Raw genomic sequence first — 14,796 nt, forward strand, 5'->3', positions numbered from 1 at the left:
CTACACAACCCTACCAGTTACGGCTCTGTAGCGCCAGCCGGGTGGCCAGCAGCATGACGGCGCTCAGAGTGAAGAAGTAAATCAGGTCGCGGGAATCGATGAGGCCTTTGCTCAGGTCGCGGTAGTGGGCCGCAATGCCGAGCTGGCCGATATAGTAGGCCGGCGCACCATCGAACACCGAGGCCAGCGAATCGAAGCCAGTATACACCAGGAAGCAGCCCACCACGGCCGCCAGAAAAGCCACAATCTGGTCGCGGGTGAGGGCCGAGGCAAACACGCCGATGGCCGCGAAAACGGCCGCCAGCAGCACCAAACCCAGGTAGGAGCCCACCGTAGCGGCCGAATCGATGTTGCCCACCGGGTCGCCGAGCTGATACACCGAGTAGTAATAGAGCAGCGTGGGCAGTAGCGCTAATAGGGCCAGCAGCAGGCAGGCCAGGTACTTGCCGCCGATAAGCTGGGTGTCGGTGAGCGGGCGCGTGAGCAGCAGCTCCATGGTGCCGGCCTTCTTCTCCTCGGCAAACGTGCGCATGGTGAGGGCCGGAATCAGGAACAGGAAAATCCAGGGTGCGATGTTGAACAACGTCTGCAAATCGGCAAACCCATAGTCAAGCACCGAGCTGTCGGGGAACACCCACACGAACAGCCCGGTAGCCACCAGAAACACGCCCAGCACCACGTAGGCCACGGGCGAGTTCAGGAAGCTATTGAATTCTTTGCGCAGGATGGCAAGCATGGATTGGGGGTCTGGGGGACTTAGGGACCTGGGGTCTGGGTTCTATTGCTGTCATCCTGAGCGCAGCGAAGGACCTTGTTACGCTTAAGCGGTTTATCCGAGCGCAACAAGATCCTTCGCTGCGCTCAGGATGACATTTTTTTTTCGCTTGCGGTCAAGCTTTTGAACACCTGCTCCAAGCTCTGTTCTTCCTGACGCAGCCCCAGCAGCACCCAGCCCTGGGCGGCGGCGAGGCGCGAAATGGCGCCGCGCTGGTCGGAGCCGGCGCGGGCCCGGATGCGGTAGGTGGTGCCGGTTTCCAGGTCGGCAGCCTGTATGCCGGGCAGGGCCAATAAGGGCGCCGTATCAATCAGTTGCTCGAACTCGGCGCGGATAACGGTTTCGCCGGCAGCCCATGCCCCCAGCTCGGCTACCGGCGAGTCGGCCACGAGGCGGCCGCGGCTTATTATGACGGCGCGGCTGCACAGGGCGGCCACTTCGGGCAGAATGTGCGTGCTGAAGATGACGGTTTTGTCCTGGCCCAGTTCGCGGATAAGCTGGCGGATTTCGCCGATCTGGTTGGGGTCGAGGCCGGTGGTGGGCTCGTCGAGGATGAGCACGCCGGGGTCGTGAATGAGCGCCTGGGCCAAGCCGACGCGCTGGCGGTAGCCCTTGCTGAGCGCCCCGATAAGCTTGTTCTGCTCCCGCCCCAGCCCTACCCTATCCACCAGCTGGCGCACCCGCTGGCGCAGGCTGCTGCCGCCCAACCCATGCACCGACCCGATGAATTCGAGGTACTCGTGCACATACATGTCGAGGTAAAGCGGGTTATGCTCGGGCAGGTAGCCCACCCGGCGGCGCACTTCCAGCGGGGCCGTGCGCACATCGAACCCCTCCACTACCACCGTACCGGCCGATGGCGGCAGGTAGCCCAGCGCCATCTTCATGGTTGTGGATTTGCCCGCCCCGTTCGGCCCCAAAAAGCCCAGGATTTCGCCCTTGCCCACCGAAAAGCTGATGTCGTCGACTGCCGCTTGCGAGCCGAAGGTTTTGGTCAGGTGCTGAACTTCTACCATGTATTGAGGGCTGGTTTATCTGATCCGAAGGAACGTGTCATGCTGAGTGCAGCGGAGCGGAGTCGAAGCACCTCTACCGCTTCATTGCAGTAGTATTCAATCGACAGAATTAACATTGCAGTAGAGATGCTTCGGCTCCGCTGCGCTGCACTCAGCATGACACGTTCCTTCAAATTTCACTTATTTCTTCGGCTGCAAAGGCCGCATTTCAATATCCACCAGATGGAAGTTGAACGGCGTTTCCAGGGCGTATATCATTGTATCGGCAATATCCTTGGGCTGCATCATGCCTTCGTTGGCTTCCACGCCGGGGATGTCGTCGAAGAAGTTGGTTTGGGTGGAGCCGGGGTAGATACAGGTGACCTTGATACCGTCTTTGCGCACCTCCTTGAATACCGACTGCGAGAAGCCGCGCACCGCAAACTTGCTGGCGCAGTAGCCGGCCATGTTTTCGATGCCGGTGGTGCCGGCAATGGAGCTGATGTTGAAGATGTGGCCCAGCTGCTGGTTTTTCATGGCGGGCAGCACGGCCTGCGTACAGTAGAAAGTGCCGTGCACGTTGGTATCGAACATCAGGCGCCAGTCATCGGCCGAAAAGCCGTCTACGGCTCCCGAAATACCTAAACCAGCATTGTTTACCAGTACGTGTACCTCCTCTCCCAGCTGCTTCTGGGTGGCTTTGAAGGCCTTCTGCACCGCTTTCTCATCGCGCACGTCGCACTCGATGAAATGGAAGCGCGGGTGCTGGAAGTCGGCGGGCGCAATGCGGCCCCAGCCGGCTACGTGCATACCTTTGGCCAGCAAGGCCTCGACGGTGGCCAGCCCTATACCTTTGCTGACACCTGTGATAATGGCTACCTTACCGCTCAAATCCATCGCGCGAAGTGCTAAAATGTGGGGTTTCTATTTGAAGATGCAAGGTAGCGCCCCCGGCCGGGTTTTGCGCACGGCCACCGTCCTGGCCCTCGCCACCATGCTGGGCAGCTGCCAAAAAGACAGCGAGGCAGGCTGCTTCACCAGCACCGGCAACATCGTTACCGAGCGCCGCAGCCTGCCCCCGTTCCAACAGCTTACCACCTACGACAACATTACGGTTATTCTGGTGCAGGATACGGCCAGCTTCGCCGAAGTGCGGACCGGCAAAAATCTGCAGGACGATATCCGCCTGGAGGTAGCCAACGGCATGCTGACAGTGCGCAACAGCAGCCGCTGCAACTGGGTGCGCCGCTACAATACGCCCCGCGAAGTAACGCTGCACCTGCCCCGGCTCACCGACCTGTTTCTGCGCGGCCAGGCCGACATTCGCACCGAAGGCCCGTTCCGACAAGACACCATCTTTCCCCACTTGGTAGGGGCCGGCGACCTGCGTCTGCACCTCATCAGCCGCTACGTAAACATGGACCAGTACGAGCTGGGCAACATTTACCTGACTGGCTCGACCGACGAGCTGCACCACACGCTGGGCGGTAGCGGCAGCCTCTACGCTCAGGAACTCGGGCTCCGCGACGCATACCTGCAGACTAACTCCAGCAGCGACGGCAACGCCCGCCTTCGTCCTTCGCGGCTGCTGGTGGGCACGCATGCTGGCACCGGCACCGTATTCTACGCTCCACCCGCTCCCACAACGCTCACCCTGGCTGTTACCGGCCGCGGCCAGCTTCGACCCGAGTAGTTCTACCTGCTTCACCATGGCCGCCTCCTACCCTTCCTGGCAGCTCCTGCTGACTATAGCCGCCTACGGCCTGCTGCTGTGGGTTGGCTGGAACGGGCAGCTGCGGCGTAGCCACTTTGCCTTTCCGGTGGCCGGCGCGGTGGTGGTGCTATTCGTTGGCCTGCTGTTTAAAGTGCAGCACTGGAGTGGCAGCATGGAGCTACTCGTTGGCAGCAGTGTGGCGTTGGTCGGGCTCTACGGCACCTGGTTCGCCCGCAAACCAGCCAAAAACCGCCTCGACTTACTTAAGCTGAGCTACGTCGTCAGCCTGGGTTTGTGGGCAGCAGTGCTGGGACTGGGCTGGCGGCCGCTGCTGCCCTGGCTAAGCCGTTTGCTGCTCATGAGCCTGTGGGCCGTACTGCTTGACTTTGTGTACGTGCGCTACATACGCCGGGCAACCCACGTCAACCCGCTATAAATCGCCTAGCTGGGGTCGAATCAGCAGCTCTTCTACCACGGCCTGGCCCGAGAGGCTGAAGACGCCAAAAATGGCATCAGCCACGTCTTCGGCCTTGATGAAACGCTCAGCCGGCAGGTCCACGCCCTCCCAACTGGCCGTAAGCGTGGGGCCGGGTAGCACGGCTGTTACCCGCAAGCCGCTCTCCTTAAGCTCTTCGCGCAGGTTTTTGCTGAAGCCCAGCAGCGCGTGCTTGGCAATGCCGTAGGAGCCGCCGTTGGGGTAGGCCGTAATGCTGGCCGTAGAGCAGATGTTGAAAATATGGCCTTCGCGTTGCGCCAGCATCCCGGGCAGCAGCGCCAGCGTTGTGTCGTAGGCGCTGAGCAGGTTCACGGCCAGCATCTGGCGTAGTTGCGAACCGTCGGCGGGTTCATCCTGCAACCTTCCGGGTATAAAAGCGCCCGTGTTGTTGATGAGGACAGCCACCGCCCCGCACTCCTGCACGAAGTCGGTAAAGCCCTGCGTCTGCTGCTGCTCGCTCAGGTCGGCGGCGTGGGTGTGCAGCACGGCGCCGGGTACCAGGGCAGCAGCGGCGGTTTTCAGCTCGGCCAGCCCCTCGGCCGAGCGGGCGCAGGTAACAACCGGGTAGCCGGCCCGCAGAAACCGAAACACCAGGGCCCGCCCAATTCCTTTGGTGCCGCCCGTTACGACGATATTTTTTTGCATTCCTTTGTTTAGCATAGCCGTTTTTACGTAGGGAAACCAGCACCGGCCGGCGGCCGGGCTTCCGCCCCGCCATATTCCGGCACAAGTATCCGATTTTACTTTCTGTTTCTCCCTTTTATGGTCAAATCTTTTGGTCAGTTTCTACTTTTCATCCAAAGCATGCTCGTGCGCAAAGAACGCTTTGCCGTGCTCTGGAAGCGCACTATTGATGAGTGTGTAACGATTGGGGTGAACTCTATTTTCATCGTAGCCATCGTATCGGCCTTTATCGGGGCCGTAACCTGCGTGCAGATTGCCTACAACCTCATCAACCCGCTCATCCCCAAAAGCACCATCGGCTACATGGTGCGCGAAATGACGATTCTGGAGCTGGCTCCCACTATTACCAGCATTGTGCTGGCCGGCAAAGTGGGCTCCAGCATTGCCGGCGGCCTGGGTACCATGCGCATCACCGAGCAGGTATCAGCCCTGGAAGTGATGGGGATCAACTCGGCTTCGTATCTGGTACTGCCGCGTATTCTGGGCGCTATTTTCATGTTCCCGCTGCTCGTGATTCTGGCCATGGCTCTATCCATTATCGGGGGCTACCTGGCCGGTTCGCTCACCGGCTCCATCTCGGGCCAGGAGTACATTGAAGGCATCCGAACCGACTTCATTCCCTATAACATCTTCTTTGCCCTCACCAAATCGGTGGTATTTGCCTTCCTGGTGTCGGCCATTTCGGCCTTCAAGGGGTACTACACCGAAGGTGGCGCGCTCGAAGTAGGAACGGCCAGCACTGCGGCCGTCAACAACTCCATCATTGCCATTCTCATTGCCGACTTCGTGCTGGCGGCTATTTTGTTGTAACTGATTTCGGGGTTCTGGGCTTTATAGGGCACCATGCGCAGACCAGCGCAGTACCGACAACGCCATTAGGAGCCCTCCTACTTTCAGTCCCCACGTTCCCGATTTGTATGATTGAGATTCATAATATTGAAAAGAGTTTCGACGGTAATCCGGTGCTTAAAGGCATCAGCTGTACCTTCGAGACCGGCAAGTGCAACCTGCTGCTCGGCGGCTCGGGCACCGGTAAATCGGTGCTGTTGCAGTGCGTGGTGGGCCTGATGCAGCCCGACCTGGGCAGCATCACCTTCGACGGCACTGTTTTCTCCAACAACAAGGTGCAGGTGCGGCAGGAAATCCGACGTAAAATCGGGATGCTGTTCCAGGGCTCGGCCCTGTTCGACTCGATGACGGTGGCCAAGAACGTGGAGTTTCCGCTGCAGATGCTGACACCCGAAATGAGCCGCGAAGAGCGCCGCGACCGGGTGGAGTTCTGTCTCAAGCGCGTGGGCCTCGAAAATGCGGGCGAGAAGATGCCCTCCGAAATTTCGGGTGGTATGAAAAAGCGTGTGGGCATTGCCCGCGCCATTGCCCCCAACTGCACTTACCTGTTCTGCGACGAGCCGAACTCGGGCCTCGACCCGCTGACGAGCCTCAAAATTGATGAGCTCATCCAGGAAATCACCTACGAATACAACATCACCACCGTCATCATCACCCACGACATGAACTCGGTGATTGAGATTGGCGACCATATCATCTTCCTCTATAAGGGCCTCAAGCTCTGGGACGGCAACAAGGACGAGATTCTCAATGCCCAAGTGCCCGAACTCAAGGAGTTCATCTTCAGCAGCAGCCTGGTGCGCGCCGCCAAGCGCATCGATGATGAAACGCACAGCGGCGTAGTGAACTCATAGAAACGCGGGGCCGACTGTAATATCATACATAAGCCCGACGCATAGAGTCTACACTCGCTAAGAGCCCCGGTAAACACAAAGCCCCTGACGTGCGCACGTCAGGGGCTTTGCGTTTACCGGGAAGTCCATGCTTTGCACAGGCGGTTTTCCTAGTCCTCAGCTCGCCGCCATATCAGTTTACTCAGTTACTGGCTCATTACCCCGCAAATGCGCCAAGTGGTGGCGGCCATGCCAGGAGTAAAGCACCAGCGCCTGGTCGAGCGTAAAAGTGCGGTCGGAATCGGGGTGGTAATACGTGCGCTGCCACTGCTCGTCGGTGAGGTTGCGGAGCAGGCGCACCCAGCGGATGTGCAGGGCCTCCAATAGCGCCAGCGACACGGCCGGGGGCGTGGCTGTGCTATCGGGCAGCTCGGCCCAGGCTGCCTCATCGTAGGACTTGATGGTGGGGTTATCTTCGGTGAGGGCCAGCTTGAAGCGCGTGTACGCCTGCATGTGCGAGTCGGGCAGGTGGTGCAGCAACTGGCGCATCGTCCAGCCACCGGGGCGGTAGGGCTGGTCGAGCTGGGCGGGCGTGCGGCCGGCTACGGTAGCCCGTACCAAGTCGGGCAACGTGGCCAGGTGGGCCATGTAGGCCGTGCGGGCACCCTGTTCCAGCGGGGCGTCGGGCAGCACGGGCTGGCCGATGGGGTAACGAAGGTCGGGGGAGCCAGAGGCAGGATGTTGCATGAGAGCCGGAAAAGAACGTCGGTTAAGGATAGGAAGGCAGGTAGCAAAGCAAAACCCCGTCCGAACACAGCAGCGTCAGAACGGGGTTTTCAAGCGCTTGCGCGGCGCAACAACCAAGTGTTAGTCGCCGCGCTTGTTCAACTCGTCGCGGATTTTGGCCGCTTTCTCGTAGTCCTCGCGCTCCAGGGCCTGGGCCAGCATCTTGGTCAGCTCGTCGAGCGACACCTGGCCGCTGGGCTCACGAGGCGGCGGTGTAGCCCGGGTCTCGTCGCTATTGGCGTCGGTGTCGGTATCGTCGTCGTCATCATCGTCCGAGTCGTCGGCATCGGTTTCGTCGAGGTCGGAGAGGATGATGCCGGCTTCACTGAGCACGCTTTCCACCGTGAAAATAGGCACTCCAAAGCGCAGGCCGATGGCAATGGCATCGGAGGGCCGCGAATCCAGCTCGAACGTGCTGGCCCCATCGGAGCACACGATTTTGGAGTAGAACACGCCTTCCTTGAGGTCAGAAATCACGACTTCCAGCACGGCCACATGCACCTGCTCGGCAAACGAGCGGAACAAGTCGTGGGTGAGGGGCCGGTTAGGGCTGATTTTCTCAATCTGGATAGCAATACTCTGCGCCTCGAACATGCCGATAATTATGGGCAGGCGGCGGTTGCCGGTCTTCTCGCCCAGAATAAGCGCGAACGAGCCCGACTGCGACTGGCTGGACGAGAGGCCCAGGATTTCGAGCGGTATTTTTTTCACTGGCGAAGTCTTCGTGTTGGTGCTGATGGACCAGACATAAACGTATGCTGATGGATGGGACGTAAGAGAGAAAGTGTAGTCTCTCCCATCCCATCCACCAGCATACGGTTACACTAGTTTAATTGCTTTACAGCCTCGGTGAGCTTGGGCAGCACGTCGAATACGTCGCCTACAATGCCGTAATCGGCCGCCTTGAAGAACGGCGCCTCAGGGTCCTTGTTGATGACGACGATAACCTTGCTTGAGTTGACGCCGGCTAAGTGCTGGATGGCACCCGAGATACCGCAGGCAATGTACAGATTCGGCGACACGGTGATGCCGGTCTGACCCACGTGCTCGTGGTGAGGGCGCCAGTCAACGTCCGATACGGGCTTGGAGCAGGCCGTAGCGGCACCAAGGGCTTTAGCCAGATCCTCAATGAGGTTCCAGTTTTCGGGGCCTTTCATGCCGCGACCACCCGATACTACGAGGTCGGCCTCGGGCAACAACACGCCGCCGGCCTGATCCTGCATGATAACCTCCTTGGGGGCATCAGCGAAGTCGGCGTCCGTCAGTTGGGCCGAGAACGACTCTACCGGAGCCGTTTTGCCGGCTTCGTGCAGGGCCTCAATCGAGTTCTTCTTGACAGCAATAATTTTCCGGTCACCAGCCAGCTCTACATCGGCGAAGGCTTTGCCCGAGAAGGCACCGCGCTTTACCACGAACTTGCCACCATCGGTTTTGGGCAGCTCTACTACGTTGGTAGCAATGCTGGCTTCGAGGCGGATGGAAAGGCGTGAGCCTACAGCGGCGCCGATGTTGGAGTTGGCCAGCACAATCACCTTGGCTTCCTCCTTCTGGGCAGCCGCGGCAATGAGCTTGGTATAGGCTCCGTTTACGAAATCTTTCAGACGGGGCTCGGCGTCGTACAACACCTTGCTGATGCCTTGCTCGCCGAGCAGGGCCAGGTTGGCCTCGGTAGCCTCACCCACGGCAATAGCCGTGGCGGTGGTGCCCAGCATCTGGGCCACCTGGCTGCCATAGGAAGCCACCTCCAGCGAGGACTTCTTTACCTCGCCGCCGTCACATTCAACAACTACTAATACAGACATTATTTTAGCGCTTAGATGTTAGTGCCTGGAGCTTAGATTTTTACGTTAAAAACTAGTTGCCTATTGCCATAATTGACTCAGCCCCAAGCTTTAACAGCTAAGCTCTACAAACTAGATTACTTTCGCCTCGTTACGAAGCAACCGGATCAGCTCGCCGGCATTTTCGGCCGGGATGAGCTTGACGCCCTGCTTGGCAGGGGGCAGCGCGAATGTCTCCACCTCAGTGCGGGCAGCATCGGCGGTGGCCTCTACTACCTTCAGCGGCTTGGTGCGGGCCGTCATGATGCCGCGCATATTGGGAATGCGGGGCTCGCACATGGGCTGCTGGCAGGAAGCCACGAAAGGCGCATTCACCTCCACGATTTCCTTGCCGCCTTCAATTTCGCGCTCCAGGGTGGCCGTGTTACCGCTCATATCGAGCTTCATGGCTGGGGCTACCGTCGGGATGCCGAGCAGCTCGCCCACCATGCCGTGTACCTGGAAACCATTGTAATCAATGCTTTCCTTGCCCATCAGGATGACGTCGTAGCCACCATCTTTGGCAACGGCAGCAATCTGCTTGGCCACGAAGAAAGCGTCCTTGGGGTGCGCATTCACGCGGATGGCGTCATCGGCACCGATGGCCAGGGCCTTTCGGATGTTAGGCTCGGTGTCGGCTTCGCCTACGTTGAGCACGGTAACAGTACCGGCACCTTGGGCTTCTTTCAGCTCAATGGCGCGGGTGAGGGCATACTCGTCCCAGGGGTTAATCACGAACTGCACCCCAGCCTTATTGAACTCCTTGTTATCGGGCGTGAAGGTGATTTTGGTGGTCGTGTCGGGTACGTTGCTGATGCAAACGAGAAACTTCATCTACGGCTGCTTATATGGAAGAAACTAAAGAAAGTGTCAAATTTGGGCGAAGATACTCAAAACTCCTGCCCTATGGAAACCGCGCCGAGCCGTTTGCAACAACTTTTGGCCTTCTACGAAGACGACCCCACCGACGCGTTTACCATCTATGCGCTGGCCACCGAATACCGCGAAACGGAACCCGAAACGGCCATGCGCTACTACCAGACGCTGCTTGACCAGCACCCCGATTATGTGGGTACGTACTACCACGCCGGCAAGATGCTCCAGCACCTGCAAAAGCCCGATGAAGCCGAAAAAGTTTACCAGAAGGGCCTGCGCGTAGCCCGCAAAGACGGTCAGATGCATGCCGCCAGCGAAATCCAGCAGGCCCTCAACCAACTGCTGGGCCTCGATTATGAGGATGAGGACTAATAGTATGTGCTCAGAGCATGTTGAGAGGGAACTACGCGGCGTTCTGACGGCGACGAAGGTTACTTCACCGCCACGCTACCCGCTTCCAGCACTTGCTGAAAGAACAGCACCTGATACGGTAGCGCGTTCTGCCAGTATGCCCAGGTGTGGGCCCCGGGCCGTTCGATGTAGTCGTGGGGCGTGTGGTTGTACACAAGGCGGCGGTGGACTTCGCGGTTGATATCGATAAGGAAGTCATCTACGCCGCAGTCGATGATGAGGGGCAGGCCGTTGGCGAGAAGCTTATCGGCCATGTTCACGACTGAATTGGCGCTGTAAATGCTGGGAGCAGGCGTTTCGGGGCCGAGAATGGGGTTGAACAGACTCTGGCGCTGCTGGGCTTCCTGGGGGTTTAGCTTGCGGTTGGTGATGCTCAGGTCGAGGGCACCGCTCATGCTGCCGGCCGCCGCAAACAGCTCCGGGTGCCGCGCTGAGAGGTACAGCGCCCCGTGGCCGCCCATCGAAAGACCCGTGATTACGCGGCCCTCCTTGCGGGCCACTGTACGGTAGGTCTGGTCGATTTTGCCAATTACATCCCGGGTAATATAGGTTTCGAACTGGCTGGCCGGATTCACCGGCGAGTCGAGGTAGAAGCTAAACGTTTCGCCCTCGGGCGTTACAATGAGCAGGTTGTACTGGTCGGCGAGGCGGTGGAGCAGGGTTTTGTCGGGCGTTTTGCTCGTCCAGTCGGCAAAGTGGCCGTAGGCGCCGTGCAGCAGGTAAAGCACCGGGTAGCGGGCCTTTTTATTTTTGGCATAGGAAGCCGGCACTACCACGGCAGCCCGGTAGCTGCGCGGCATGGCCGCGCTGGCAATATCGAGGGTATCGACGCGGGCCGCGCGGGCCGATAAGGAGGCCAGCAGCAGGCACGCCAGCAGACGAAGAGTTTTCATACTTTCAGGAATTGATTGGCTTTTGCCGGAAAATACGAATTCCTAAATCCCTCCTCCTGCCCATGCCCGCAACTACCCCTACCCATGCTGCCTGGCCCGCTTTGCCCATTGCCAGCTGGGCCGACACCCTCACAACCCTGCACATGTGGACGCAGGTAGTGGGCAAAATCCGGCTGGCCCAGACGCCCCTCATCAACCAGTTCTGGAACGTGCCGCTCTACGTTTCGGCCCGGGGCCTGACCACCTCAGCTGTACCCTATGGGCAGCGCAGCTTCGAAATTGAGTTCGATTTTATTGCCCACCAGCTCCACATCCGGTGCTCCGACGGGGCCGCCCGGCAGCTGGCACTGGAGCCGCGCTCGGTGGCCGATTTTTATCACGAAGTGCTATGGCTGCTGCATGAGCTGGACTTGGAAGTGACCATCTGGCCCATGCCGGTGGAAGTGGCAAACCCTATCCGGTTTCCCGACGACACCCACCACGCCAGCTACGATCCTGAAGCCGCTCACCGCTTCTGGCAGGCTCTTACGCTGATGACGCCCATCCTGACGGAATTCCGAAGCGGCTTTACTGGCAAGTGCAGCCCGGTACACTTTTTCTGGGGCTCGTTTGATCTGGCCGTGAGCCGCTTTTCAGGCCGCCCTGCGCCGGTGAAGCCCGATGCCGACCCCATCACCCGAGAAGCTTACTCGCAGGAAGTTATCAGCCACGGATTCTGGCCGGGTGGCAACGGGCAGGAGGCGGCTTTCTATGCCTACTGCGTACCGGCACCCGAGGGGTTTGCCAAGGCCCCGGTGCAACCCGAGGCCGCCTACTACAGCACCGAGCTGGGCGAGTTTCTGCTGCCTTATGAAGCCGTACGCACCGCCACCGACCCAGCCGCCGCGCTGCACGCGTTCCTGCAGAGCACTTACGCTGCCGCCGCCGACCTAGCCGGCTGGGACCGGGCCGCGCTGGAACGCGCCTGACCTGAAACGACGCTACCTGCCACGTTGGGGCAACCTTTCGGCCGCTTTCTGCCTCTATGGAAACTCCAGAGCCGGCTGCGCATCTGTGCCGAAAAGTTTGCAACTAGCACCAACTTTCCTCTTCCTTCTTACTTACCATGAATAAACCCTTCCTGCTGGCTCTTGGGCTGCTGTTTGCTACGCCAGCCCTGGCCCAGCAAGGCCCCACCCGCCCCGATTCGGTGGCTTTGGCGGCCTACCGCGCTTCGCGCACCAAAATCAACAGCCTCGTGCACACCAAGCTCGATGTGCGTTTCGACTACGCCAAGCGCCAGCTTATTGGCAAAGAGTGGCTTACCCTGCAGCCGCACGCCTACCCCACCGACTCGCTACGCCTCGATGCCAAGGGGATGGACATCGGGTCGGTGACACTCGTGGGACAGGGTAATGCCAAGGCGCTTACCTTCAAAAACACCGGCGAGCAGCTCAACATCCAGCTCGATAAAACTTACCCGCCCGGCCAGCAATACACCGTGTACATCGAGTACGTAGCCAAACCCGACGAGCTGAAAACCAAAGGCAGCGCCGCCATCACCGACGCTAAAGGCCTGTACTTCATCAACCCCGACAGCAGCGTGGCCGGCAAGCCGGTGCAAATCTGGACCCAGGGCGAGACGGAGGCTTCGTCGGTATGGTTTCCGACCATTGATGCCACCAACCAGAAAACGACCCAGGAAATTGCCATGACCGTACCCGCCAAGTACGTGACGCTGAGCAATGGGGCGCTGGCCAGCCAGAAAACCAACGCCGACGGCACCCGCACCGACACCTGGAAGATGGACCTGCCGCACGCGCCCTACCTGTTTATGATGGCCGTGGGCGACTTCAAAATAACCAAGGACACTTGGCGGGGCAAGGAGGTGAACTACTACCTCGAACCCAAGTACGCACCCTTCGCCAAGCAAATTTTCGGCAACACCCCCGAAATGCTGGAGTTTTTCTCCAAGAAGCTCGGTGTTTATTACCCCTGGAACAAGTACTCGCAGATTGTGGTGCGCGACTACGTGAGCGGGGCCATGGAAAACACCACCGCCACGCTGCACGGCGACTTTCTGCACAAAGACGCCCGCGAGGCGCTGGACGCCGAGTACGACCGGGGCGAATCGGTTATTGCCCACGAGCTGTTTCACCAGTGGTTTGGCGACCTGGTAACGGCCGAAAGCTGGAGCAATCTGACAGTAAACGAGTCGTTTGCCGACTTCTCGGAGGCGCTGTGGGCTGAGCACAAATACGGCCAGGAGGCCGGCGACGCGCACGCCTACCAGAACATGCGCAACTATTTACGCAGCCCCCGCGACGCCCAGAAAAACCTGGTCCGCTTCCACTACGCCGACAAGGAGGACATGTTTGACTTGGTGAGCTACCAGAAGGGCGGCCAGATTCTCAACATGCTGCGCAGCTACCTCGGCGAGGAAGTATTTTTCAAAAGCCTGCAGAAGTATCTTACCGACAACAAGTTTGGCACCGCCGAAGCCCATCAGCTGCGGCTGGCTTTTGAGGCCGTGTCGGGCCAGGATCTGAACTGGTTCTTCAACCAGTGGTACTTCGGGGCAGGTCACCCGGTGGCAACCATCGATTACAGCTACGACCAACTCAACAAAGAGCAGGTCATCACGATAAAGCAGACCCAGCCCGGCCAAGTGTTTGAGCTGCCGCTGGCTATTGATGTGTACCAGAATGGCAAGCCCACCCGCCACAACGTGGTGCTGCGCAAGGCCACCGAGGTGCTGCGCCTGCCCGCCGCCACCCAGCCCGAGCTGGTGAACGTGGATGCCGACAAAGTAACGCTGTGGCAGAAGCAGGACAACAAGCCCTTCGGCCAGTTCGCCTACCAGTACCGCAACGCCCCGCGTTACGTCGACCGGCGCGAGGCCGTGGCCGCTGCTGCCGCCCTGCCCCCCACCGATGCCGCCGCCCGCCAGTTGCTGTTTGCGGCCTTGAGCGACAAAAGCGAATTTATCCGTCGCGCTGCGCTGGGCTCACTCAAGCTGGATGAGAAAACAGTAGCCAAAGCTGCTGCGCCGCTCATTCGGAAGCAGTTGGCGCAGGAGAAAAACACCAACAACCAGGCGGGCATGTTGCAGGCCCTGGCAGCTATTGGCGACAAGAAGGACGAGAAGCTGTTCACCAAGTCGCTCGCCAGCCAGTCGTATGTCGTGCAGGGTGCCGCCCTGGAAGGCCTGGCCACCGTGCAACCCAAACAGGCCCTCGCCCGCGCCAAGGCCCTGGAGGCCGGCGCCAAAGGCGACGTAGCCGCCGCTATTGCTAACGTGTATGCCGAAGCCGGCGACGCCAGTACCTGGCCCTACGTACGCAACCAGTTCGACGCCGCCGGCCCCCAAACGCAGTTTCAGATGCTGGAGAGCCTTATGGGTTTCATGGCCCGCCTCTCCGACCCGACTATCCTACGCGAAGGTGTGGACCGGCTTCAGAAAATGGCCATTCAGTACAAGCAGTACGGAGTAGCCGAGCCCATCCTAGCCATGCTTGAAAAGGTGAAGCAGAGCAAGCCAGCGGACCAGCAGGCCGTTGTGCAGGCCGCTGAAGATGCCATCAAAGCCGCCCAATAGCTTAGAGCTTAGAGCTTAGAGCTTAGAGCTGTATGCGAAGGTCCCTACTGCGGTTGTGGTGGGGACCTTCTTTTTTGGGGCTGATCC

The 14,796-nt window shown here is 59.5% G+C and carries 16 protein-coding genes; 7 read left to right on the plus strand and 9 right to left on the minus strand.

What is annotated here, in order from left to right:
- Nucleotides 1–10: 10 nt before the first annotated feature.
- From gldF to HW554_RS02335, 3 genes are all read right to left on the minus strand, one after another.
- The gene (gldF, locus tag HW554_RS02325; protein ID WP_176906739.1) at nt 11–736 is read right to left on the minus strand and encodes a gliding motility-associated ABC transporter permease subunit GldF; all 726 of its coding nucleotides are present in this window, start codon (nt 734–736) and stop codon (nt 11–13) included.
- 125 nt (nt 737–861) lie between these two features.
- The gene (gldA, locus tag HW554_RS02330; protein ID WP_176906740.1) at nt 862–1,791 is read right to left on the minus strand and encodes a gliding motility-associated ABC transporter ATP-binding subunit GldA; all 930 of its coding nucleotides are present in this window, start codon (nt 1,789–1,791) and stop codon (nt 862–864) included.
- A 180-nt stretch (nt 1,792–1,971) separates the two neighbouring features.
- Nucleotides 1,972–2,667, minus strand: a complete 696-nt coding sequence (locus HW554_RS02335; RefSeq protein WP_176906741.1) for an SDR family oxidoreductase — start codon at nt 2,665–2,667, stop codon at nt 1,972–1,974.
- Between the two features lie 37 nt (nt 2,668–2,704).
- On the opposite strand from HW554_RS02335, the gene HW554_RS02340 reads away from it, so the two are divergent.
- Both HW554_RS02340 and HW554_RS02345 read left to right on the plus strand, forming a co-directional pair.
- Nucleotides 2,705–3,463 (plus strand): GIN domain-containing protein, encoded by a 759-nt coding sequence (locus HW554_RS02340; protein ID WP_176906742.1) that lies wholly within the window; start codon nt 2,705–2,707, stop codon nt 3,461–3,463.
- 16 nt (nt 3,464–3,479) lie between these two features.
- Nucleotides 3,480–3,920 carry a hypothetical protein gene (locus HW554_RS02345; RefSeq protein WP_176906743.1) on the plus strand — a complete coding sequence of 147 codons (441 nt, stop codon included), beginning with the start codon at nt 3,480–3,482 and terminating at the stop codon, nt 3,918–3,920.
- Here HW554_RS02345 and HW554_RS02350 read toward each other — a convergent pair.
- Nucleotides 3,915–4,625 carry an SDR family oxidoreductase gene (locus tag HW554_RS02350; protein WP_176906744.1) on the minus strand — a complete coding sequence of 237 codons (711 nt, stop codon included), beginning with the start codon at nt 4,623–4,625 and terminating at the stop codon, nt 3,915–3,917. The genes HW554_RS02345 and HW554_RS02350 overlap by 6 nt on opposite strands.
- A gap of 117 nt (nt 4,626–4,742) precedes the next feature.
- Between HW554_RS02350 and HW554_RS02355 the strand changes: the two genes are divergently transcribed.
- Nucleotides 4,743–5,474, plus strand: a complete 732-nt coding sequence (locus tag HW554_RS02355; protein WP_176906745.1) for an MlaE family ABC transporter permease — start codon at nt 4,743–4,745, stop codon at nt 5,472–5,474.
- A gap of 107 nt (nt 5,475–5,581) precedes the next feature.
- Nucleotides 5,582–6,367: an ABC transporter ATP-binding protein gene (locus tag HW554_RS02360; RefSeq protein ID WP_176906746.1), complete on the plus strand. Its 786-nt coding sequence runs from the start codon at nt 5,582–5,584 to the stop codon at nt 6,365–6,367.
- 177 nt (nt 6,368–6,544) lie between these two features.
- Here the strand turns inward: HW554_RS02360 and HW554_RS02365 are convergent, their stop codons facing one another.
- The 4 genes from HW554_RS02365 to HW554_RS02380 form a co-directional block, all read right to left on the minus strand.
- Nucleotides 6,545–7,093 (minus strand): YfiT family bacillithiol transferase, encoded by a 549-nt coding sequence (locus HW554_RS02365; RefSeq protein WP_176906747.1) that lies wholly within the window; start codon nt 7,091–7,093, stop codon nt 6,545–6,547.
- Nucleotides 7,094–7,213: 120 nt separating this feature from the next.
- Nucleotides 7,214–7,843, minus strand: coding sequence for a bifunctional nuclease family protein (locus tag HW554_RS02370; RefSeq protein WP_176906748.1), 630 nt, complete (start codon nt 7,841–7,843; stop codon nt 7,214–7,216).
- 113 nt (nt 7,844–7,956) lie between these two features.
- Nucleotides 7,957–8,934 (minus strand): electron transfer flavoprotein subunit alpha/FixB family protein, encoded by a 978-nt coding sequence (locus HW554_RS02375; protein ID WP_176906749.1) that lies wholly within the window; start codon nt 8,932–8,934, stop codon nt 7,957–7,959.
- Nucleotides 8,935–9,045: 111 nt separating this feature from the next.
- Nucleotides 9,046–9,786, minus strand: coding sequence for an electron transfer flavoprotein subunit beta/FixA family protein (locus HW554_RS02380; protein WP_116940892.1), 741 nt, complete (start codon nt 9,784–9,786; stop codon nt 9,046–9,048).
- 72 nt (nt 9,787–9,858) lie between these two features.
- On the opposite strand from HW554_RS02380, the gene HW554_RS02385 reads away from it, so the two are divergent.
- The gene (locus tag HW554_RS02385) at nt 9,859–10,200 is read left to right on the plus strand and encodes a tetratricopeptide repeat protein (RefSeq protein WP_116940893.1); all 342 of its coding nucleotides are present in this window, start codon (nt 9,859–9,861) and stop codon (nt 10,198–10,200) included.
- A 59-nt stretch (nt 10,201–10,259) separates the two neighbouring features.
- Here HW554_RS02385 and HW554_RS02390 read toward each other — a convergent pair whose 3' ends face one another.
- Nucleotides 10,260–11,132: an alpha/beta hydrolase gene (locus tag HW554_RS02390; protein WP_176906750.1), complete on the minus strand. Its 873-nt coding sequence runs from the start codon at nt 11,130–11,132 to the stop codon at nt 10,260–10,262.
- A 62-nt stretch (nt 11,133–11,194) separates the two neighbouring features.
- Here HW554_RS02390 and HW554_RS02395 point away from each other — a divergent pair, with 62 nt between their 5' ends.
- Nucleotides 11,195–12,100, plus strand: coding sequence for a DUF5996 family protein (locus HW554_RS02395; protein WP_176906751.1), 906 nt, complete (start codon nt 11,195–11,197; stop codon nt 12,098–12,100).
- A gap of 137 nt (nt 12,101–12,237) precedes the next feature.
- Nucleotides 12,238–14,709, plus strand: coding sequence for a M1 family metallopeptidase (locus HW554_RS02400; protein WP_176906752.1), 2,472 nt, complete (start codon nt 12,238–12,240; stop codon nt 14,707–14,709).
- The last annotated feature ends 87 nt before the right edge of the window (nt 14,710–14,796 follow it).

The organism is Hymenobacter lapidiphilus, assembly GCF_013377885.1.
GTDB lineage: Bacteria > Bacteroidota > Bacteroidia > Cytophagales > Hymenobacteraceae > Hymenobacter > Hymenobacter lapidiphilus.